This window comes from Flavobacterium sp., assembly GCF_032153895.1.
GTDB lineage: Bacteria > Bacteroidota > Bacteroidia > Flavobacteriales > Flavobacteriaceae > Flavobacterium.
In genome coordinates, this window is the sequence record NZ_JALDYN010000003.1 from 1 (window position 1) to 21,941 (window position 21,941).

Here is a 21,941-nt window from a genome sequence, read left to right on the forward strand (position 1 = left end):
AAAAATCGAATTCGTCCGGATCAAAACTGATGGAGTCGGTAACCGTAGAATCCACCACAGTATTGAGTTTTAAAAACGAACGCGCTTTTCCCGAAATGTAAATCGGAACGGATTGTCCAATGGTGTCTAAATCGGTAATCAAAGCGCGACGCAGCATCAGGTTTTTGATGTACTTCTGATTTTTAACCGCATACGATTTCTGATTGCCTTCCCCATCAAACTGCCACATGAATTTCTTCGGTTTCGGAACGATGGAAGCCAAATACAAACATTCGCTTAAGCTTAGTTCACTTGGGCTTTTCTGAAAATAAAATTGGGAAGCTTCGCCTATTCCGTAAACATTCGGGCCCCATTCAATCACGTTGAAATAGACTTCTAACATGCGTGATTTGGAAGCAATTCGGTTGTTTTCTAAAATATACACCAGAAGGATTTCTTCCAGTTTTCTAGACAAGGTTTTTTCACGGGTTAAGAAGACGTTTTTCACCAACTGCATGCTTATCGTACTCGCGCCTCGGGCAAATTTCTTGGTTCGGATGTTCTTCACAATCGATTGCTTAAACGCTTCGTTAATGAAACCGCGATGATGAAAAAACGAAGGATCTTCATTGGTCAAAACCGCTTTTTCCAGAAACGGCGAAATCTGATCCAAAGGCGTAAAATTCGGGTTGGCTGCTCCGACTAAAATTGGACGTTGTTCTACGCCGTTTTCTATAGCGCGATAAGTAAATTCACCGTTCAGTTTGGCTAAATTGGCCGCGCCGTATTTGAGGATTCGTAAATTTTCTTTGTTGAGTTTGCTGTCGAAAACCAGTTTATTGGGTTTGTTTTTGTTGTATTCAAAATCGAGTTGATAATCGAACGTTCCTTCGGCTTCCATACCTTCAAAATTGGTAAAAAGTCCTTTCGGCAATGAAGTAATGAAATCCTGTGCTTTCATTTTAGGAAGGGCAACTTTCAGCTTGTAAATCGTGTCTTCTTCCGTATTGTATTCCGCAAAAGGTTTGACTTTGATGTGGTTCAATTGCGCCGATGAAGTACTGTCTACAGAAATAAAATCACTACCTAACAAAAAGCGATAATTAAAACGAGCATTTTCAATCACCACATCTTTTCGGGCAACTTTCGGATGGTTAAGCGTGAAATTCTGAATCGAAGTAAAGCCGTCAATATGCAGTTCGCCACTTTCCATTTCGAGTTTGTCCAATTTGACTTGAATATTGTCAAAACTCGATTTCAAACCGAAACGTTCGTCAATATAAGGCACCTGAATTTTGGTCGTGTCGTTGCTGGAAAATTTCAAATCGGCTTTTTTATCGCGAGGATCGGCAAAACCGCTAATCTTCCAATTTTGGGTTAAAGCGGCTGTTTTTACGATAATGTCGGATTGCAACTTTTTGTCTTCCAATTGTAAATTGTTCAGCTGGAAAACTACTTTTCGGCCCATATCGTCGGTGCGTAAAGCTAAATTCTTAAGTTGCATTTCCGATGGAACCAAGTTTAAAACTTTGCTTAAGATACGGTAAGCCAGTTTGGCGTAATTGCGTTTTTCAGCAGATTTTTCCTGATTGTCGCGTTTTAGAAAGGCATCAAAATTCCGTCCGTTTTTATTTTTAACCAGTTGAATGAAACCGTTGTTCATTTCCAGGTTGTTCAACTGTAAATCGCCGGTTAAGAGTTCTAAAAAACTGTAACTGGTTTTAATGTTTTGAACGGCCAGTAAAGTGTCGGCGTTTTGAGGAACTAAAAGAATATTGTGCAATTCCACTTCCGAAAGTCCGTTGAAATTCGCTTTTTTAACCGAAAAATGACAATTGTAATCCGTTTGGAATTTGGTTTCGGCTTTCGCGATGACTTGTTGCAATAACGCATCGCGGAAATAATACAATCCACCCAAAATCAGAACCATTATAGCGGCAAAGATTTTCAGAAACAGGAAGAAATTTTGCTTTTTAGTTCGCATCGTGAAGTTGTGTTATTGTGGCAACGAAGCTACTAAATTTTCTACGTTTAATTTCTGTTCAGCATATTTATGTTGCAGTTCGGAACCTTCGCCCATGCGGTTGTAGTATTCAAATGCTTTGGAAGCAAAGAATTTTTTGTGGTAATCGGAACATTCGGGAATTCGCGGGAAAATCGTGTGAAACAGCATTTCGTAATACGCTTGCCATTCGCGTTCGTTTTTGTCCAAGACTTCTTTCTCTTTGGATTTCTGAATGACGTGGACCATTTCGTGCGCCATCAAATTCAAAATCAAATCTAGTGGAAATTCAAAAGCATTTTCCGGCAAACGAATGATTTGTGGTTCACCGAAAGTGCCTTCCGTAGTCATTAAAATAAAATCGGGTTTGGCGGCTTCTCGGTATTCGAAACCCTTAAAATTAGGTTGTTCCAAGCCGTATTCCTTCAAAATAAATTCCGCAGCCTGAGCCGTTTCGCCCAGTTCGTGAAAGTTATTGATGATTTGCAGAATTTCGACTTGGGATTTCATGAATCAGTAGATTATTCAACCGTTTTTACGTTAACTCCCAACGCCAGAACATTCGGTAAATAAGGAATTTTAAATTTTTGACCGACAGTAATTTTGTACGTTCCTTTGGCTAATTTCAGATTTTCTTTCATCGGAACCACCAAATCGCACATGTCACCTGTACAATCGGATAATTGTTTTCCGGAAGCGTCTTTAATCTGCAATTCGAACGGAATTTGTTCTTCTTTTCCATCCGGTGCTGTCATTTTGATTTCCAACGGAACAGTAGCATATTGATAATCATAAATGTGGCTGAATTGCAAGTCGATATTGTACATTTTAGAATCGTCTTCAATAACAAATTCAAAGGTTTTTACATCATCGGATTGCCAGCGGCTGTTTTCGAAATCACGATCTAATTTGTTGTACACCGAATTTTTGTCGCAGGCAACAAATACAATAACGACTGCAAAAAGAGAAAAAAGTTTCGTTTTCATAAGAAAGGTTTTTAAAATTTAACCGAAAAGTTGCTCTACCACATCTTCAATTTTGGCAACCATTTTGACTTCTATTAACGTGTTTTTAAGTGAAATCTTGTTGTATTTGGAAACGAAAATGGTCGAAAACCCTAATTTTTCCGCTTCCTGTATGCGTTGCTCCACGCGATTCACCGGACGAATTTCGCCCGATAAACCCACTTCACCGGCAAAGCAAACATTTTTACCCACCGGAATATCTTCGTTGGAAGATAAAATCGCGCCCACAACGGCCAAATCGATTGCAGGATCGTCCACAGAAATTCCTCCGGTTACGTTTAAAAAGACGTCTTTAGCGCCCAATCGGAAACCGGCTCGTTTTTCTAAAACGGCTAAAATCATGTTTAAACGTTTAGCGTTGTAACCCGTAGTGCTGCGTTGTGGTGTTCCGTAAACAGCGGTGGAAACCAAAGCCTGAATTTCAATCATTAACGGACGCATGCCTTCTAAAGTTGTGGCAATCGCAGTTCCGGATAATTCTTCGTCTTTGTGGGAAATTAAAATTTCGGATGGATTGGCCACTTCGCGTAAGCCTGAACCTTGCATCTCGTAAATCCCTAATTCTGCTGTGGAACCGAAACGGTTTTTGAGTGAACGCAAAATTCTGTAAATATGGTTTCTGTCGCCTTCAAACTGTAAAACGGTATCGACCATGTGCTCCAGAATTTTCGGACCGGCGATGTTACCGTCTTTGGTAATGTGACCGATTAAAATCACCGGAACATTGGTTTCTTTGGCGAATTTTATCAGTTCAGCAGTACATTCCCGAATTTGGGAAATGCTTCCGGCTGATGATTCGATATAATCCGTGTGCAAGGTTTGAATCGAGTCGATAATAACAATCTCCGGTTCAATTTCTTGAATCTGACGGAAGATGTTCTGAGTTTTAGTTTCGGTTAAAATGTAGCAGTTGTCGGTATTCGAAGTGATACGTTCGGCGCGCATTTTAATCTGTTTCTGACTTTCTTCTCCCGAAACATAAAGCGTCTTATACGGTAATTTCAGCGAAATCTGCAGCAATAAGGTGCTTTTTCCGATACCTGGTTCACCGCCCAAAAGCGTTAGCGAACCCGGAACCAAGCCGCCGCCCAAAACCCGGTTGAGCTCCCCATCAGAGGTGTTCATACGGATTTCTTCGGTAGCATCAATTTCATTTATTTTCAGAGGTTTGGCTGCTTTTTTAACCGATGAAGTTTCCGGTTTCCAAGCTGCTTTTTCCTCCTTTTGGATTACTTCTTCAACAATAGTGTTCCATTCTTTGCAGGCCGTGCATTGCCCTTGCCATTTGGCAAATTGGGTGCCGCAGCTCTGACAAAAAAAGGAAGTTTTTAATTTGGCCATTTTACTGTTTTGGTTCTTCGGCTGGTACTTCTGCAGGAGTTTCAACCGGAGTTTCAACCGGAACTTCTTCTACAACTTCTTCTTCCTGATTTTTGTTTTTCTTTTTGTTTTTACCTTTCAATTGCCCTTTGATGGCATCGGCACGTTCTAACATCATGTCTTTGGTTAAATCGCGGATTTCACTTTGTCCGAAGGCTGACATGAAAGCTTTTTGCGCTTTTGCCGGCTCGCCAGTATTGTCATAGAACATAGCTTTGTGATAATCGGGTAACATGGTTTTAGGGTAATTCTTTTTCGCTAAGTCCGAAAGTGGCATGAAATCTTCGTAGTTTTTGTTTTTCATGATCGCAGCTTCAATGGCTTTGAAATCACTCAAACGGATTTTCGGCATGAAACCTAATTTCTTTTCGATAGCCGTGTATTTGTCTACTAAATATTGGGTGTGACCTTTGTCCATTTTGCCCAATTTCTCCTGAAATTCGTTCATGGAAATCGGTTGGTATCCTTCAAAAATCCCGAAAATTGCATTGTTAATCGCGTTCGGAACTAAAGAATAATGTGATGTGTTTTTGAAATCATCGAAGCCTGTTTTTACAAAATCCGATTTTACCGTTTTCAGGTTTTCTTCCATCACTTTGATGCGCTCGCGGTCTTTTTTCAAATCGCCGTCAGCCGTCGCCAAGTAGAAATAAATTGGTTTTTGCATGATTTTTAAACGCTCCGGAATACGGGTTTCCATTTCAGCTGCCAAATCTGGGCTCAAACACAAATAAGCATTGAAAACCGGATTGTCTTTGTATAGATATGCGTTTAAGAAACCTGCAGTGACATCATGACCAACAATCAAACGATAAGGCGCTACACGGAAGCTTTTTTCAATGTACGGAATCAATTCAATCCCTAAAAATTCGAAAAATTTAGCTCCGCTTTCTGTAGGAATTCCGTTTTCGTCGAACTGAGAATCGTATTCGCGCTCGTTACCTTTGTTTTGGTTGATGCCGACGATAATCACTTCGGGTAAATCATCCCAATAAGCACCGTATTTCATGGTTCCCAAAACCGGATCCAATAAATAATCGCTGTCCAATACAACGAAAAGAGGATATTTTTTGTCTTTGTTGGCTTCGTAATTAGGAGGCAATACAATGGTTACGTCACGCGGACCACCTAACTTTTGGGATTCGAACGGTTGATCGATGCGCTGTGCAAACACGGAACTTGCCATAAAGGCCAACAATAGCAATACTTTAGATTTCATAATTTACTTCGTTAAGCTGTTGAAAATAGAACAGCAATATAGCAAATTATTTTTTCCGTTGCAGAATTGGTAAAAGTAAAAAGGAAAGACCACCCAAAAGTACGACTAGTGCAGTTTGAGATGTCCATAAAATCCATCCGAAGGCGGTTCCAGCAGTTTCCGGAATGTTGTACAATAACAAGATTTGGGCAATCATCAACGGAAAAGCACCAAAGCCACCGTTAGTAAAAGTTACGGCTAAACTTCCTACCACAAAAGCAGTTACAATGGTTCCAAAGCCGATATCGCCAGTTTCCGGTAAAGCAAAAATGGCAGAATAGAAAGTTAAAACATAGGAAATCCAAATGACAGCAGTAAATATCAAAAACGGAACGCGGTTCGGCATTTTGAAAGTACTGAGTAAGCCTTCCACTAATCCCGCAACTTTTTCTTTGATGAAAAGAATAGGTTTCCATTTCGAGTAAATAAAAAGCAAAACGGCTACAATAAAACCAATGCCGCCAACTATGGCAAGCGTAATCAGTTTTTGTACCGGAATTTTGGTCGCCACAAAAGTGTACAATTGATCGAATTGCAGGAACAAGGCTGTTAAAATAAATCCGATGAGGATGAAAAGGTCAATAAAACGTTCGGCGATGATGGTTCCGAAAGCTTTATCAAACGGAATGTCTTTGTATTTTTTCAACACCAAAGCGCGTGAAATTTCTCCCGAACGCGGCACCGTGTAATTCATCAGATAGCCGATGTTTACCGCCGAAAAATTAGTTTTGAAATCCGACAGATAGCCCATGTGTTCCAAACTGTATTTCCATCGGTAACCTCTGGCTGCTAAACTGACAATGGAGAAAAGCGAAGAAATGATAATATAACTATAATCGGCATTGCGAAAATACCCTTTCATTTCCTCTAGCTGTTCTGGCGTGAAACGGTTGTAGGTGTAAAAAACCAAAAAGACTCCCAATAAAAGTGGGAGTCCGATGCTTAGTATTTTTTTTAACTTCTCGTTCAAACTATTTGAGTGAGTTGTCTTCTTCGTTCGGGAAAATGATAGAAGGCTTGAAGGCTTTGGCCTCTTCGCACGTTAAAGTTCCGTAGGCAATGATGATGATGATGTCGCCTTTGTGTACTTTTCGGGCAGCCGGTCCGTTCAGGGTGATTTCGCCGCTGTTTCTTGGTCCGGTGATGGCATAAGTTTCTAATCGTTCACCATTGTTTAGGTTTACGATGGATACTTTTTCCCCTTCATAAATATTGGAAGCTTCCATTAAAGCCTCGTCAATAGTGATACTTCCGATGTAGTTTAAATCGGCTCCAGTCACCTTTACGCGGTGAATCTTGGATTTAACAACTTGAATTAACATGTTGCAAAGTTATATTAATTTAATGAAATATTGTCAATTAATCTTACGTTGTCAATGAAAACCGCAATAAAACCGCGATATTTTTTGGTTTTGCTTTTTCTTTTGCAAGGTAGTAAAGTGGCTTCGTCGGCGATTTCGAAATATTCCAATTGGAAATTCGGGTGTTTTTCGAATTCTTTAGTCACAAAAGCAATGACTTCATTTGCCGATTGGTTTTCAAATTTCTTTTTGGCGTTTTTTAAGGTTTTGAAGATTAGCGCCGCTTCGTTTCTGGCTTCGGTTGAAAGTCTTTCATTGCGGGAACTCATCGCCAAGCCATTGTTTTCACGATGAATCGGGCAACCTTGAATTTTCACCGGAAGTTGGTGTTTTTCCACCATCTTTTTGACAATCTGTAATTGCTGAAAGTCTTTTTCCCCGAAATAGGAATTGGTGGGCTGAACAATTTCAAATAATTTTTTCACAATAGTACCAACGCCATCAAAATGGCCTGGTCGGTGCGCGCCTTCCATTTGAAACTCCAAACCATCATATTCAAAAGCAACCGATTTGGTGTTACCTTCATAAATATCTTCAACGGTTGGAGCATAAACGATGATATCTTTTGATAGCGTTTTAATGTTTTCGACATCGCGCTCCAAAGTTCTTGGGTATTTTTTTAAATCTTCCGGATTGTTGAATTGCGTCGGGTTGACAAAAATACTTACTACCGTTATCGAATTGTTTTTCATCGATTCTTTCATCAGCGAAAGATGGCCTTGGTGCAAAGCACCCATGGTAGGGACAAAACCGATTTTGGTTTTTGCCGTTCGTAAGTTGTCTAAATGTGCCTTTAAATCAGACTTTTTAGAGAAGATATTCATTTTCTTCTGATTAAAATTGGATAGCAAAATTACTATTTTGTTAAACAACTGCATAAAATTTTGTAATTTTGCAGAGTTTTTTGTGCCTTTTAATAAAATAAAATTACAAATGGAAGATAAGAGGATATTGTATGTATCATCTGAAGTAGTGCCGTATCTGGCTGAAAATGAGGTTTCTTTAATGTCGTATGACGTACCCAAAATGATCAACGATCAGGGTGGTCAGATTCGAATTTTTATGCCGCGCTACGGGAATATTAACGAACGCAGACATCAATTGCACGAGGTAATCCGTTTGTCGGGAATGAATTTGGTGGTAAATGATATGGATATGCCTTTGATTATTAAGGTGGCTTCCATCCCAAAAGAACGCATTCAGGTTTATTTTATTGATAACGACGAATATTTCAAACGCAAAGCGACTTTTACAGACGAAGAAGGTGTTTTGTATCCGGACAACGACGAAAGAGCTATTTTCTTTGCGAAAGGCGTTGTGGAAACGGTTAAAAAATTAAACTGGGTGCCGGATATTATTCACGTTCACGGCTGGATGGCAGCGATGTTACCGATTTATATGAAACATTTCTACAAAGACGAAGCGCTTTTCGCGGATACGAAAATTGTAACTTCGGTTTACAGTCAGTCTTTTGATGGAAATTTAGATGCTGCGATGATGAATAAAGTGATGTTTGACAATGTGCCGCAAGCTTCTGTTCAGGATTTGTCGGAACCGAATTTTGAGAACATCATGAAAGCTTCCATTATGCACTCAGATGGGGTGATTGTTGCGTCTGAAGAAGTGTCGCCAAGTTTAACAAAATTTATAGAAAGTTCGGGGAAACCTTTTCTACCTTTCGCACCGAAAGAAGAGTTTGCTGCGGCGTATACAGCATTCTATAAAAATCAGGTTTTATAATTTAATTGAATGATGAGTAAACAATTTATATTGAAGGGTTTGTTGGCTATTGCTGTAACCCTTTCGTTGTTTTCATGTGATAAAGACTTTAATACAATAGGGTCGGAGATTGTTGGAGATGAAAATTTAGCAATCCAAAAAAGAGAGTTCTACGATTTGCAGACCGGTTATGATGTGACAAATGCAGTGCAATCAAGCAACTTGCCTTTAAATTCTCTTGGGGTTTATAAAAATCCTGCTTTCGGTACAGCTAAATCAAGTTTTGTAAGTCAGGCTGAATTAAGTTCTTTATCACCAACCACAGGTATAAATCCGCAAATAGACTCAGTGTGGGTTTATGTGCCTTATTTTAGTACACAAGACGGCATGGAAGATGATAATGTATACAGAAAATATACTTTAGATTCTATTTATGGGGATGAAATTAAGTTTAAACTTAAAATCTATGAAAACGGATATAAGTTAGGGGATTTTGATCCAAATGCCTCTGATGGGATTTTGAAACATTACTCTGACGAAAGAATCACAAAAATTGAGCCATATAAGAAAGGAACAAATGCATTAGGTGATGTTGTTGTTAATGGAGATCCATTAAATATGACAAGCACGTCATCTCCGGAATATGATCAGTTTTATTTTAGCAATAAAGAGCATATATTGTTTAGAACTAATCAGAATGGTGATTTTTTAGATGATACTGGGAATGTGATACCAGATTCAGATCCTATAACAAACAGGGTTGTGGATCAGCGTTTTTTACCTGGTATGTGGATAAACCTTAATAAAGAGTATTTTAGAAAAAGAATTCTTAACGCTCCTGTAGATAAACTGGCAAATCAAACTGCTTTTAAAGATTATTTCAGAGGATTGTTTTTTGAACCAGAGGCAAACGGTAGTGGAGAAGGAGCAATGGCGATGTTAGATTTCACAAAAGGATATATTCAGATTGAGTATAGTTATGGTGTTGAAGTTGACTCTGATAATAATCCTGATACTCCACCAGTAGTTGAAACTGAAAGGAGTGCACTGCGTCTTAATTTAAAAGGGAATACAGTAAATCTTTTTGATAACGATTATGATTTTAATATTTCAAATCGATTGTATGTAGTTGGAGGAGGAAAAGGTGCTACGGGTACTGGAAACGGATCAACTGCATTCATCGATGTTTTTGGTAATTTAGATGCTGATTCAAATGGAGTTCCGGATAATCTGGATTATATTAGAGCTCAAGGATGGTTAATAAATGAGGCAAATTTGACATTTTATGTGGATGATGAAATTATTGATGATTCAGAGGCGACTAATGCAAGTTTAACCTCTAAACAAAAAGCTCCATTCCGACTTTATTTGTATGATTCCAAAAATAGTAAGCCAGTTGTGGATTATTCAGCCGATCCAACAGTGAGCCCGCTTGGTTCAAAGTATAATAAGTACATTTATGGTGGAATATTGCAAAAAAAGGATGGTAAAGGACATCAGTATAAATTCAGAATCACAGAATATTTGAGAAGCTGTATCAGGAATACCGATTCTACAAATTTTAGATTAAGATTAGGTGTTTCTCAGAATATTCATAATGTTAATAATGCATATTTGAAGAACCCGGTTGGTAGTCCTCAAGTTAAATTATTGCCAGTTTCATCCGTTATTTATCCGCTAGGGACGATTTTACACAGTCCGACAAGTGAGAATACTGAAAAAAGACTTAAATTAGAGATTTATTATACAAAACCTGAATAATATATGTGTGGAATTGTTGGATATCTAGGTCACAGAGAAGCCTATCCTGTGATTATTAAGGGGTTGAAAAGACTGGAATATCGTGGATACGACAGTGCTGGAGTGGTTTTGTGTGACAACGAATCTTTTAAATTGGCCAAAACCAAAGGGAAAGTGTCCGATTTAGAGGCACGTGCCGAAAAAGAAATCTCCTTAAACGGAACCATGGGCATGGGACACACTCGTTGGGCAACGCACGGAGTGCCAAACGATGTGAATTCGCATCCGCATTTTTCCAATTCGGGAGATTTGGTAATTATCCACAACGGAATTATTGAAAATTACGAGCCTTTGAAAAAGGAATTAATGGCTCGTGGCTATATATTTAAATCAGACACCGATACAGAAGTGTTGGTAAACCTGATAGAAGACATTCAGAAAAAAGACGATTTAAAACTGGGCAAAGCAGTTCAAGTAGCTTTAAATCAAGTGGTTGGTGCTTATGCTATTGCTGTGATGGACAAGAAAAAACCGAACGAAATGGTGGTGGCTCGTTTAGGAAGCCCACTAGCTATCGGAATCGGTGAAGATGAATTTTTCGTGGCATCCGATGCTTCGCCTTTTATTGAATACACCAACAACGCGATTTATTTAGAAGATGAAGAAATGGCGATTGTGCGTTTGGACAAACCAATGAAAGTGCGTCGTATTAAAGACGACAGTTTGGTAAATCCCTACATTCAACAGCTTCAGATGAACTTGGAGCAGATTGAAAAAGGTGGTTACGATCATTTCATGCTGAAAGAAATCTACGAGCAACCAAGCGTAATTAAAGATACGTACCGAGGTCGTTTACTGGCTAACAAAGGAATTATCCAAATGGCTGGTGTGGAAGACAATATTGAAAAATTCACGAATGCGAACCGTATTTTAATTGTAGCCTGCGGAACTTCTTGGCATGCCGGTTTGGTAGCCGAGTATATTTTTGAAGAATTTGCCCGCATTCCGGTTGAAGTAGAATACGCTTCGGAATTTCGATACAGAAACCCAATCATTTATGAAAATGATGTAGTGATTGCCATTTCCCAATCCGGAGAAACAGCAGATACTTTAGCGGCAATCAAGTTGGCGAAAGAAAAAGGAGCTTTTGTATTCGGAGTTTGTAATGTGGTTGGGTCGTCAATTTCTCGTGAAACGCATGCAGGAGCATACACACACGCCGGACCGGAAATTGGAGTGGCGTCAACCAAAGCCTTCACCACTCAAATTACGATCTTGACGTTGATTTCGCTTCGTTTGGCTAAAGCGAAAGGAACGATGAGTAATTCGGATTACCAGCGTTATTTGTTGGAATTGGAATTGATTCCGGAAAAAGTGGAAGAAGCTTTACAAACTAATGAAGTAGCAAAAGCAATTGCTTCAAAATATAAAGATGCGCCGAACTGTCTGTATTTAGGACGTGGTTACAACTTCCCTGTAGCTTTGGAAGGAGCATTGAAATTAAAAGAGATATCATACATCCATGCAGAAGGGTACCCGGCAGCAGAAATGAAACACGGACCTATCGCCTTAATCGATGAGCAAATGCCGGTTGTGGTCATTGCTCCGAAACAAAATCATTACGACAAAGTAGTGAGTAACATTCAGGAGATTAAAGCCCGTAGCGGAAAAATCATCGCTGTGGTTACTAAAGGCGATGTTCAGGTGAAAGATTTAGCCGATCATATTATTGAAATTCCAGATACAGCAGAGGCTTTAACACCTTTGTTGGCAACGATTCCATTGCAGTTGTTGTCGTATCATATCGCAGTAATGCGTGAATGTAATGTCGATCAGCCCCGAAACCTTGCCAAATCGGTTACGGTTGAATAAAATGTAAAGCGGATTCTCACATCCGCTTTTTTATTGCAAAAAATTCAAAAATTAAGTTGGATTATTAGCATTTAAAAAACTATCTTTGCGCTCTGAAAAAAGAGGTTTTTTCATAAAACGTAAATAGCTGTTTAATAAATACATAAGCAATGTCTAAAGTTACAGGTAAAGTTGCACAAATTATCGGACCTGTTGTTGATGTGGTTTTCAACACACAAAACGCCGAGCTTCCAAAAATCTATGATTCATTGGAAATTACTAAAAATGATGGTTCAAAATTAGTACTTGAAGTACAGTCTCACATTGGTGAAGATACTGTTCGTACGATCTCGATGGACTCTACAGACGGTTTGTCTAGAGGACAGGAAGTAGTAGGTTTGGGTACACCAATCCAAATGCCGATTGGTAAAGATATTTACGGACGTCTTTTCAACGTAATCGGTGATGCTATTGACGGTCTTGGAGATTTACCAAAAGACGGTGAGAACGGATTGCCAATCCACAGACCGGCTCCAAAATTCGAAGATTTATCAACTTCAACAGAAGTTTTATTTACAGGAATCAAAGTAATCGATTTGATCGAGCCTTACGCAAAAGGAGGTAAAATTGGATTGTTCGGTGGTGCCGGTGTAGGTAAAACGGTATTGATTCAGGAGTTGATCAACAATATTGCAAAAGGTCACGGTGGTCTTTCTGTATTCGCAGGAGTAGGAGAAAGAACACGTGAAGGGAATGACTTACTTCGTGAGATGTTAGAGTCAGGAATTATCAAATACGGTGACGATTTCATGCACTCTATGGAAAATGGAGGATGGGATTTATCCAAAGTTGACAAACCGGGAATGAGAGAGTCTAAAGCTACTTTCGTATTCGGTCAGATGAATGAGCCACCTGGTGCTCGTGCTCGTGTTGCTTTATCAGGTCTTTCTATCGCTGAGTATTTCCGTGATGGAGCTGGTGAAGGTCAAGGTAAAGACGTACTTTTCTTCGTAGACAACATCTTCCGTTTTACACAGGCGGGTTCTGAGGTATCTGCGTTATTAGGACGTATGCCATCTGCGGTAGGTTACCAACCAACATTAGCAACAGAGATGGGTGTGATGCAAGAGCGTATTACATCAACTAAAAAAGGTTCCATTACTTCAGTACAGGCGGTTTACGTACCTGCGGATGACTTAACGGATCCGGCGCCAGCTACAACGTTCGCGCACTTAGATGCTACTACGGTATTGTCTCGTAAAATTGCTGAGTTAGGTATTTATCCGGCGGTAGATCCACTAGATTCTACTTCTCGTATCTTAACTCCGGAAATCTTAGGTAAAGAGCACTATGCTACTGCACAAAGAGTAAAAGAGATTCTACAGAAATACAAACAATTGCAGGATATCATCGCGATCTTAGGTATGGAAGAATTGTCCGAAGAAGATAAATTGTCTGTATCAAGAGCACGTCGTGTACAACGTTTCTTGTCTCAGCCGTTCCACGTAGCAGAGCAGTTTACAGGTATTCCTGGAGTATTGGTTGATATCAAAGATACTATCAAAGGATTTAACATGATTATCGATGGTGAGTTAGACCACTTACCTGAGGCAGCGTTCAACTTGAAAGGTACCATCGAAGATGTTATCGAAGCTGGACAGAAAATGTTAGCAGAAGCATAATCAATTAACAATTGATAATTAGCAATTGACAATTCCTGTAATTATCAATTAACAATTATCCATTATCAATTAAAAAAGATGATTGTAGAAATTGTATCACCAGAAGCCACGTTATTCAAAGGAGAAGTTACTTCGGTAGCGGTTCCGGGAATAAATGGGGAGTTCCAGATGTTGAACAATCACGCGCCTATTGTTTCTTTATTAGGAACTGGAAACGTGAAAATCGTAGGAACTAATATTAAGATTGCTAAAGAATTTGTGGAGAAATTCAACAAAGTAAACGAGCAAACGTATTGGTTGCCTATCACTTCGGGAACAATCGAAATGAATGACAATAAAATTATTGTTTTAGCGGACTAAGACAATTTTAATACAGAAAAGCCCAGCAATTTGCTGGGCTTTTTTATTTTTGAACTATGAAATCTAACTCAAACGAAAATTTAATTGTTGTAAGTGAAGGAAAGCGCCCTTTTTGGCAAACAGTAATTGCGGCTTTTCTGTATACGTTGTGTATTGGTTATTTATTGTATTTCTGCTATCTGTTGTTTAGCAGGGATTTCAATTATGAAAATTTGAAAATAACATTAGGGTATTTTAAAGATGGGGTTTTTATATTGACACTAGCTTTAAGTTTTTCAATTGTTAGGACGCTTTATATAGATTTTGAAAGAGAAAAATTAATGACAGAATACTCAGTAGGTTTAATTCGACATAAACGATATTCCGAAATTCCTCTCCTTGAATATGTTTCCGTATTCAAAAATACTGCCACAGAAAATTACGAAGTAAATCTTTGGTATAAAGGAAATAAGCATTTTAACGTTTGTACTTTTGAAGATTTTCAGCCAGCTTTCGACTTTGGCTTGCATTTTTCCAATCGTTTAAACCTCGATTTGTTAGACGCTACAGAAAAAGGTAATTCCAAATGGATTGAGAAGTAAAAACCATTATATTTCATAAAAAAAGCCCTCAACTGAGGGCTTTTTACTTTATCTAAGATTCAATTATCGAATCACAATCTTCTGAGTAGCTTGTTTCGCACCGTTTTTCACCGTTACTAAATACACACCCGATTGCGCGCTTTGCAGTTGAATCGGTTCTTCAAAAAATGCTGCTTTCGCATAGTTCTTTTGATAAATCTTTCTTCCACTGATGTCAAACACAACTATTTCCGTTTCGTTGGAAGCATCCGGTGTAAAACGAACGTTAAAAGTACCGTTGTTCGGATTCGGATAAATCACAAAATTAGAAAGGTTGTTGTTTGTTGTTCCTAAAGCCGCAACTGTACAGATGTTTAAACTCCAACTGTTGAGTGAACCACCATCCTGATTGAAGGCATCTGCAATTCGTAAAGTCCAAGTTCCATTAGATACTTCTCCGTTTAATGCCGCTAAGGCTTGTGTTGGAAGTACCGTTCCGGAAATTCCAGGGTTAGTGCCACACACTACCGCTGAACCCGAATCATCAAAAGTGGCTACAATATTTTCAATAGCGTCACTAACACAAGGATTAACATATAACTGAACCTGTGTTCCGGCCGGACTGATTAAGGTTGCCGTTAAGTCGTTAATCCACGTATGGGAAACATTCATGGTAACGTTTACATCACCAATTATTCCACCTGATGCAACAGGGATTGTTAGTGTCGAATTGATAGTTGGTGTTCCTGTAGCCGAAATAGTAAGAGGAACGTTTGTTGAAGCAAAAGGGATACAATTGATTACTCCTGTTGTAAATCTGTATGAACTTGTAAAAGTGCCAATACAAGCCACATTGAATGGTTGTACTCTCCAGAAATAGTTGGTGCCTTCCGTTAAACCGGAAACTGTATAGCTAGTTGTATTGGTTGTGCCAGTACTAATGATATTTGTAAAACCACTGTCTGTAGCTACTTCTACGTTATAGCCGCTAGCGTTGCTGTTAGCAGCCCAAGTTAAGTTTAACGATACATTTTGTCCTACAGCATTGTTTGCCGGAGTAGATAAATTCGTAGTGCCGAAGTTCGAGTTTAGCAAATCCAAATAGAAGTTAACATTTTTAGTTACTGCTCCTGAAGTTGCCGTAACTGCTAAAGTATAGAATCCTGGAGTTGCTCCGGTGGTATTGTTGACCGTCATGGTAACAGTTCCATTGCTGTTCATTGTTGTAGGGCTGAAGACTACTGTGGTACCAGCAGGATTTCCGGCAACTGCAAAAGAAGTTGTACCCGAAAAACCACCTAAAGCTTTGTAATCTATTGTATATGAAATAGTGGCTCCTGTACAAATTGATTTGTTTTGCTGTCCAGCCACACCGTTAAACTCTGCAGTAAAAGTCGAAGCTGCTGCGGAAATAGTAAAATTGGTGTTGGACACATCGTAGAAAATATTGTCATATCCTCTTACCATAATTCTATTCTGATTTCCTGGAATATTCGGAATGGTAACAGTTTCACTTCCGTCGTTTGGAACTTTACTTGCTAATAATGTTGTAAATGTTGTTCCTCCATTAGTTGAAAGATAAATGTCAACATAAGCTGCATTTACACCATTAGCTGTTGTTCCGGCAACTGCCCAAGTTACATTTTGATTGGTTCCACCTTGCCAGGTTACGTTGGTGTTAGGAGCATTAACAACGAATGGGCCTGCTGTTCCGTTAACTGTTACACGCATTAAATCTGTTGCCGTTTGACCTCCGCCGGCTCTGTTGTCACGTACTGTTAAAGAGAAATTTAAATTTCGTCCTACTGACGGACAAACCTCCCAGGTATTAGCGGTATTTCCGGCTAAAACTGTAGTCAAGTTTGGCATGTATCGGCTTGGTGAAGTTGTCCCTCTTACCGAACGAAACATTGGTCCTGCAGCACGGGTGGCAACAGGTGCAGCGTTTGAATTAGGGTTTTCAGGATCGTTTTGTTCCCAAGTATAAGTAATGGCATCCCCATCTGGATCTGTCCCGCTACCAGTTAAGATAAATGCAGTTGATCTTGGAATTACATAATCTCTTCCTGCGTCAGCAGTTGGTGGATTGTTGGCGAAATTTGTAATCTGTGCACAAGTGGAGCTTACACCTGTTTTTACGTTAGCCATAATGTCACGGATGTTCACATAACCGAAAAAGTCATCACTGTTTGCTTGTACGTTTGCAGCGCATATTCCGGCATATCCCATAATAGAAGATCCGGAACCAGTTTCTACTTCGGTTAGACCACTTCCAGAGCGACAACTGTTGTTACTTTGAGTGTGGTAACCACCAAATTGGTGTCCCATTTCGTGAGCCACGTAATCAATATCGAAGGCATCTCCGGTAGGGTTGGCTCTCCCAGTAAATCCGGTTCCTTTATGAAAACCACTGGATGGAGTAGTGTTTGTGCTACAAATACATCCGATACATCCGGCATTTCCACCTCCGGAAGTATTGAAATTGTGACCAATATCGTAATTGTTAAAACCAATATTAGCGTCGATAGTAATTCCTGTTTGCGTGTTGTATTCCCCATTCCAAGGATCACTTCCAGCTGCTCCATAATAGATGATTAAATCGTTGTTAGCGACAAAAATCATAGTAATTGCCAAATCTTTTTCATAAACACCGTTAACACGGGTCATGGTAATAGCCATTTGGGCTTGAATGTTAGCTTTTCTCTGAGCTGGAGTTCCTGTTCCGGCGAATAAGTTACCATATTCAACAGTACAGGATTGTGCCAAACGATAGGTTCTTAGCTTTTTGTCGTCTGTATGTAAAGCCATTTCTGCAGAAGATGCATTTCTGTCCGTTTCAAGAGAAGGTAGGTGTACACCATGATCCGTTAAACATGAAAAGTCATTGCTTTCTTTTTGTAATGATTCTTTACTATACACAATATAAGTTAATCGGTCTTCCGTATACGGATCAATAAAGGCAGTGCTTTTTGCTCCAGAAAGTGTCATACTGTGTAATCCGAATTGAGTTACCGAAAAACGAGCAACTGCCGTTGGGTCTTCAATTCCCTGAGCGGCATACGATTTAATCATCGGAAATTTAGCCGCTAAAGGCGCTTCCATAATGGGAGTTTCCATTACGCGATAATGTTCTAGAACACCTTCCGCATTGGGTAATTCAATAATTAAGTTTGAAATTCCTTGAAATTCACCTCTAACTGGTGCTCCAATCAATTGATTTTTAAAAGTTTCAAGGTCAAGTGTAAATAAGTGATAGTCCCTTGGGAAAGAACTCCGGTTCACTTTTTTCAGATTGGCAGCATTGTTTTCGTTTGTCAGGTTCCATAGTTTTTGCGATTGGGCAAAACCAATAGTTACTGAAAATAAAACCAATACTGCAAGAGTTAGTTTTCTTTTCATTTTTTAGTTGGGTTACTTGTTAATGGATGCTAAAAATAATTAAAATATTGAAATAAAGACAATTAATTGAAAAAATTATTGAATTTTTGTTAATATTGTGCAGCTTTGTATGTGAATAATTACAAATAAAAAGATGTGTATCTTTGGCGTATGAAACCGTTTCCAAAAGCTTTAACCGATAAGTTGCATCAACGCGAACAAAGTCATTCGTTGCGAAAACTTTCGGAATCCAATTCGCTGATTGATTTTTCTTCCAACGATTATTTAGGTTTTGCACGCTCTTCGGAATTGTTCGATAAAACCCATCAATTTTTGGTTGACAATAATCTGAAAAACAACGGAGCAACTGGTTCAAGATTGTTGTCAGGAAACCACAAATTGCATTCAGAAGCAGAAAAGTTTATCACTACATTTCACCAATCGGAAACGGCTTTGATTTTCAATTCCGGTTATGATGCCAATGTTGGCTTTTTTAGCAGTGTTCCCCAACGCAACGATGTGATTTTATACGATGAGTTGATTCATGCTTCCATACGTGACGGTATTCAATTGTCGAATGCTAAATCGTACAAGTTTCCACACAATGATTTGGAGGAATTAGAGCAACTGATTCAAAAATTTCAAACTCCAGAAACAGAAATTTACGTAGTCACTGAAAGCGTTTTTTCCATGGATGGAGATTCGCCCAATTTAGAAGCGCTAACCCATATAACCGAAAAATACCAGGCCTATTTGGTTGTTGACGAAGCCCATGCTTTGGGAATTTTTGGAGAAAAAGGCGAAGGTTTGGTGCAAAGTCTTGGGCTTCAGGACAAGGTTTTTGCCCGCATCATGACGTTTGGCAAAGGCTTGGGTTGTCACGGAGCAGCGATTTTAGGAAGTGAAGATTTGAAATCGTATCTCGTCAATTTTGCCCGAAGCTTTATTTATACTACAGGACTTTCCCCGCATTCTGTTGCGACTATTTTGGTAGCCTATCAACTACTTTCTTCGGGTAAAGTAAACGGATTGAAACACAATATTACTTTTTTCAATCAGCAAAAAAATCTTTTGGGACTGAAGCCGATGTTTGTGTACAGCAAATCCGCTATTCATTCGGCTATTATTCCGGGCAATGAAAAGGTTAAAACGATTGCAGCACAACTTCAGAAACAAGGATTCGATGTCAAACCGATTTTGTCACCAACCGTTCCGCAAGGGCAGGAACGCCTTCGTTTTTGTTTACACAGTTATAATTCAGAGGAAGAAATTTCCGCTGTTATGACTTGTCTTTCCTCACTTCTATAAAAAAGTTTTAAAATTTTTGTAACGTTTTGTATTTTCGGTTACTTACGAGTCGTAAACCAAATAAAACAATACGATATGAAAACGTCAACCAATAAAAAATCGACACCGGTAAATTCCTTGTTAATCTTTTTGGCTTCTTTCGGGATTGGCTTCGCTTTAATCAATGAGTTTGTTTTCGACAGACCTAAACGAGCGTTGTTAGCCATCATGATTTGTTTGTTAGTTGTTGGAATTGCTTCAAAAAAGAGACAACAAGCAGAAAAATAGCAAATAAGTTTCAATCATCAATTAGACAATCAATCAAAACTCATCAATCTTATACCATTCAAAAATGAAAAAATTACTTCAATCCTCATTCTTGTTTTTAGCCACACTTACGGGTGGAATTGTAAATGCACAAACGACAGCCAACAGCTCATTGCTTTGGGAAATTTCAGGCAATGGTCTGCAGAAATCGTCATATTTGTTCGGAACGGTTCATATGATGTGTGAATCCGATTTCAAAATGGCCGATAAAACCAAAACGGCTTTCGCCAAATCCGATAAGCTAGCTTTGGAAATCGATATGGACGATCCGGTAGAATTAATGATTATGCAACAGGCTGCCATGAGCAAAGAACCGTTAAGCAAAACATTAAGTTCAGAAGATTATCAGAAATTGGATGCGTTTTTATTGAAAAAAATGGGTCAAAATGCAAAGGCTTATGAAAGTTATTCGCTGACAACCATCATGAGTATGGTCATGTTCAAATCGTTGGGTTGTCCACCAAAAATGTACGAGCTGGAGTTTATGCAAATGGCGATGGCTAAAAAAATCGAAACAGTAGGTTTGGAAAAAATCAAAGCTCAGTTGGAATTTTTAGGAAATGCCTATTCCGATAAAGAGATTATTTCGCAATTAGAACATTACGATTCCGTTTATTTTAAGGATTTGATGGCAATTTACAATTCAGAAGACATTCAAAAAATTCACAATATGTCTACGGATCCGAAATTTATGAACGAAGAAGATAGAAAATGGATGCTCGACATCCGTAACAACAATTGGGCTAAAAAAATGCCGGAATTAATGAAAGACCAAAGTGTGTTTTTTGCCGTGGGTGCTGCACATTTAGGCGGCGAACAAGGTGTTGTACAGTTGTTGAAAAATGCCGGATATACCGTAAAACCGATTGTAAAGTAATCGGCACACCTTTGGAGTCTAAAGAAAAAGAATTTTTACAGCGACTGGAAGCGCACAAAGGGATACTCTACAAAGTGTCGAAGATGTACATGGATAACCGTGACGATCAGGACGACTTGTTTCAGGAGATTATTTGTCAGCTCTGGAAAGCCTACGACACTTTCAAAGGGGAGAGTCAGTTTTCTACCTGGATGTACCGGGTGGCGATTAATACTTCTATTGTCTTTCTTAGAAAAGAAAAGCGAAAAACCGATAAGTATCAAATTGTGTCCGAAAACATTCGCGAAGAAGAAAGTGATTCAGATGTTAAGGAAAGCCAGATTGAACACTTCTATAAAGCGGTGCAAAAACTAGACAAGATTGACAAAGCGATTATTTTTTACCAACTCGAAGGCTTCTCCCATAAAGAAATCGGTGAAAACTTAGGAATTTCCGAAGGGAACGCCAGAGTAAAACTCAACCGCGCCAAAGAAAAATTGAAAGAAATTATAAAACAACAAGGTTATGGACTTTAACGATATACAATCCGCCTGGAATAACGATCAGAATAACGAGGTCAAACTTCCGGATAATTTAAACAAAATTCAGTCGGCCAATACACCGCTGGATAAGATTCGGAAAAACTTGCGAAATGAATTTTTTTACCAGTTTATTTCCATTGCATTCATAGGCTTTGTTCCGTTTATGCAAGGATTTCCACAAACGGCAGTAACGCCCTTTTACTTACTGTTTGCTATTTTTGTGGCGGTAAGTATTTATTATTTGGCGAAGCTGTTCTTGTTCTACAAAAGACTGAACAAAACCACTTTAAATACGAAAGACAGTTTGTATGAAACGTATTTTGATATCCGTCTGAATATGGAATTATACAAAACCTTCGGATTTGCCCTTACGCCCTTTGTAATTTTGTTTTCGATTGGTTTTGTGTTTTACAGAATTCCGGAAGCGACTGCAATTTTAACGGGTAATGCAAGCAATACGGTTATTTTTGCTTTGCTGTTTGTAGTAATCTCATCGATATTATTCATGGGATTGGCACTCGAATGGTGGGTACATTACTTCTACGGGAAATATGCCAAAGAAATCCGAAAAGTAATCGATGAATTAAAAGAATAGTAAAAAGAAGCCTGTCGTTCGCGATGGGTTTTTTATTTT

General features: G+C 38.9%; 20 protein-coding genes. 11 read left to right on the forward strand and 9 right to left on the reverse strand.

Going from position 1 to position 21,941, the window contains the following annotated elements; translation table 11 throughout:
• From RUH60_RS02065 to panC, 8 genes are all read right to left on the reverse strand, one after another.
• The coding region (locus RUH60_RS02065; RefSeq protein ID WP_313804693.1) for a biosynthetic peptidoglycan transglycosylase at positions 1-1,963 on the reverse strand (1,963 nt) is incomplete at its 3' end.
• A 12-nt stretch (positions 1,964-1,975) separates the two neighbouring features.
• Positions 1,976-2,491 carry a hypothetical protein gene (locus RUH60_RS02070; protein WP_313804695.1) on the reverse strand — a complete coding sequence of 172 codons (516 nt, stop codon included), beginning with the start codon at positions 2,489-2,491 and terminating at the stop codon, positions 1,976-1,978.
• 11 nt (positions 2,492-2,502) lie between these two features.
• Positions 2,503-2,967, reverse strand: a complete 465-nt coding sequence (locus tag RUH60_RS02075; RefSeq protein WP_313804697.1) for a hypothetical protein — start codon at positions 2,965-2,967, stop codon at positions 2,503-2,505.
• 18 nt (positions 2,968-2,985) lie between these two features.
• Positions 2,986-4,347: a DNA repair protein RadA gene (gene radA, locus RUH60_RS02080; RefSeq protein ID WP_313804700.1), complete on the reverse strand. Its 1,362-nt coding sequence runs from the start codon at positions 4,345-4,347 to the stop codon at positions 2,986-2,988.
• Position 4,348: 1 nt separating this feature from the next.
• Positions 4,349-5,605, reverse strand: coding sequence for an alpha/beta hydrolase (locus RUH60_RS02085; protein WP_313804702.1), 1,257 nt, complete (start codon positions 5,603-5,605; stop codon positions 4,349-4,351).
• A gap of 46 nt (positions 5,606-5,651) precedes the next feature.
• A complete protein-coding gene (locus RUH60_RS02090) occupies positions 5,652-6,614 on the reverse strand; it encodes a lysylphosphatidylglycerol synthase transmembrane domain-containing protein (RefSeq protein WP_313804705.1) in 963 nt (320 codons plus the stop codon).
• A 1-nt stretch (position 6,615) separates the two neighbouring features.
• A complete protein-coding gene (panD, locus tag RUH60_RS02095; protein ID WP_313804708.1) occupies positions 6,616-6,966 on the reverse strand; it encodes an aspartate 1-decarboxylase in 351 nt (116 codons plus the stop codon).
• A 14-nt stretch (positions 6,967-6,980) separates the two neighbouring features.
• Positions 6,981-7,829 carry a pantoate--beta-alanine ligase gene (panC, locus tag RUH60_RS02100; protein ID WP_313805043.1) on the reverse strand — a complete coding sequence of 283 codons (849 nt, stop codon included), beginning with the start codon at positions 7,827-7,829 and terminating at the stop codon, positions 6,981-6,983.
• Between the two features lie 109 nt (positions 7,830-7,938).
• Here panC and RUH60_RS02105 point away from each other — a divergent pair, with 109 nt between their 5' ends.
• The 6 genes from RUH60_RS02105 to RUH60_RS02130 all read left to right on the forward strand — a co-directional run bounded on the left by RUH60_RS02105 (position 7,939) and on the right by RUH60_RS02130 (position 14,938).
• A complete protein-coding gene (locus tag RUH60_RS02105; protein WP_313804711.1) occupies positions 7,939-8,745 on the forward strand; it encodes a glycogen/starch synthase in 807 nt (268 codons plus the stop codon).
• A gap of 9 nt (positions 8,746-8,754) precedes the next feature.
• Positions 8,755-10,485 (forward strand): DUF4270 domain-containing protein, encoded by a 1,731-nt coding sequence (locus tag RUH60_RS02110; protein WP_313804714.1) that lies wholly within the window; start codon positions 8,755-8,757, stop codon positions 10,483-10,485.
• Positions 10,486-10,488: 3 nt separating this feature from the next.
• Positions 10,489-12,336, forward strand: a complete 1,848-nt coding sequence (gene glmS, locus RUH60_RS02115; protein WP_313804717.1) for a glutamine--fructose-6-phosphate transaminase (isomerizing) — start codon at positions 10,489-10,491, stop codon at positions 12,334-12,336.
• 149 nt (positions 12,337-12,485) lie between these two features.
• On the forward strand, positions 12,486-13,997 hold the full coding sequence (atpD, locus tag RUH60_RS02120; protein WP_313804720.1) for a F0F1 ATP synthase subunit beta: 1,512 nt from the start codon (positions 12,486-12,488) through the stop codon (positions 13,995-13,997).
• A gap of 78 nt (positions 13,998-14,075) precedes the next feature.
• A complete protein-coding gene (locus RUH60_RS02125; protein ID WP_313804723.1) occupies positions 14,076-14,357 on the forward strand; it encodes a F0F1 ATP synthase subunit epsilon in 282 nt (93 codons plus the stop codon).
• Positions 14,358-14,413: 56 nt separating this feature from the next.
• The gene (locus RUH60_RS02130) at positions 14,414-14,938 is read left to right on the forward strand and encodes a hypothetical protein (RefSeq protein ID WP_313804726.1); all 525 of its coding nucleotides are present in this window, start codon (positions 14,414-14,416) and stop codon (positions 14,936-14,938) included.
• Positions 14,939-15,001: 63 nt separating this feature from the next.
• On the opposite strand, the gene RUH60_RS02135 is transcribed toward RUH60_RS02130, so the two are convergent.
• Positions 15,002-18,316, reverse strand: coding sequence for a reprolysin-like metallopeptidase (locus RUH60_RS02135; protein WP_313804729.1), 3,315 nt, complete (start codon positions 18,314-18,316; stop codon positions 15,002-15,004).
• A gap of 150 nt (positions 18,317-18,466) precedes the next feature.
• Between RUH60_RS02135 and RUH60_RS02140 the strand changes: the two genes are divergently transcribed.
• The 5 genes from RUH60_RS02140 to RUH60_RS02160 all read left to right on the forward strand — a co-directional run bounded on the left by RUH60_RS02140 (position 18,467) and on the right by RUH60_RS02160 (position 21,902).
• Positions 18,467-19,603, forward strand: coding sequence for a pyridoxal phosphate-dependent aminotransferase family protein (locus RUH60_RS02140; protein WP_313804732.1), 1,137 nt, complete (start codon positions 18,467-18,469; stop codon positions 19,601-19,603).
• Positions 19,604-19,678: 75 nt separating this feature from the next.
• Complete coding sequence (locus RUH60_RS02145; RefSeq protein ID WP_313804735.1) at positions 19,679-19,870, forward strand: hypothetical protein; 192 nt, start codon at positions 19,679-19,681, stop codon at positions 19,868-19,870.
• Positions 19,871-19,934: 64 nt separating this feature from the next.
• The gene (locus RUH60_RS02150) at positions 19,935-20,786 is read left to right on the forward strand and encodes a TraB/GumN family protein (RefSeq protein ID WP_313804736.1); all 852 of its coding nucleotides are present in this window, start codon (positions 19,935-19,937) and stop codon (positions 20,784-20,786) included.
• Positions 20,787-20,797: 11 nt separating this feature from the next.
• A complete protein-coding gene (locus RUH60_RS02155) occupies positions 20,798-21,301 on the forward strand; it encodes an RNA polymerase sigma factor (protein ID WP_313804737.1) in 504 nt (167 codons plus the stop codon).
• Positions 21,291-21,902 (forward strand): hypothetical protein, encoded by a 612-nt coding sequence (locus tag RUH60_RS02160; protein WP_313804740.1) that lies wholly within the window; start codon positions 21,291-21,293, stop codon positions 21,900-21,902. The genes RUH60_RS02155 and RUH60_RS02160 overlap by 11 nt, the downstream gene beginning before the upstream one ends.
• Positions 21,903-21,941: the final 39 nt, after the last annotated feature.